The organism is Rickettsia sp. TH2014, assembly GCF_019249195.1.
In the GTDB taxonomy this organism is placed as follows: domain Bacteria; phylum Pseudomonadota; class Alphaproteobacteria; order Rickettsiales; family Rickettsiaceae; genus Rickettsia; species Rickettsia felis.
Window position 1 is genome coordinate 1 of sequence record NZ_MXAX01000050.1, and the last position, 711, is coordinate 711.

Genomic DNA, 711 nt, shown 5'->3' on the forward strand with positions numbered 1-711 from the left:
TGTAAGATTAAATCTCAACTATTACAGATATAGATCTATAATACCTTTTGTTCCATCATCAAAAACTAATTCTAAATGATAATCATCAATATAACTTACAGATATTACATGCAACATTTTTACTCCAATGGGGCTATAGAATTTAATGGTTCACCATTTTGCGTTTTATTCCAATTATCTATTAGTTCTTCTTTATGGATATTTAACCATTCTGTAACTAGGGCGTGTCATCAATTAAGTTGTTTGGCTGCAAATGCGGCTAATTGGCATCATTTTGTACTTGAATTCGTTAAATAGGACTCACTATTCGCCTCATTCAAATACAAAATGCTTCTCAATTATCCACATTTTCACTTCAAAAAATTAATTGATGGCACGCCCTAATTGCAAAGCTCTTTTAGGAAATTTACCTTCTAATATTTTACCGTTTAGTGAAATTATTACTTCATAATCACCATATCTAGCATGAAAATGAGGAGGGTTATGGTCTCTATAGTACATCATAATTCAAAAAAACGACTAATTACCGGCATAATAATTTTTTATTTATATTAATATTTCAAATTTTAATCCATTTTTTATATTATTTCAAGATCTCATAACCACAATAAAGTGTAATAGTTGAGATTTAATCTTACATTTAGTAAAATTAAGATAATATTAAATGGAGGATTAGAGATAAATCTAAATCAAAAAATAATAAAGCCAAAA

2 protein-coding genes are annotated in these 711 nt (G+C 27.3%); both read right to left on the reverse strand.

Annotated elements, in window-relative coordinates; translation table 11 throughout:
* Nucleotides 1-21 precede the first annotated feature (21 nt).
* Nucleotides 22-117, reverse strand: coding sequence for a DUF2442 domain-containing protein (locus KYQ89_RS00690; RefSeq protein WP_218459899.1), 96 nt, complete (start codon nucleotides 115-117; stop codon nucleotides 22-24).
* Nucleotides 118-363: 246 nt separating this feature from the next.
* Nucleotides 364-504 (reverse strand): DUF4160 domain-containing protein, encoded by a 141-nt coding sequence (locus tag KYQ89_RS00695; RefSeq protein ID WP_218459900.1) that lies wholly within the window; start codon nucleotides 502-504, stop codon nucleotides 364-366.
* Nucleotides 505-711: the final 207 nt, after the last annotated feature.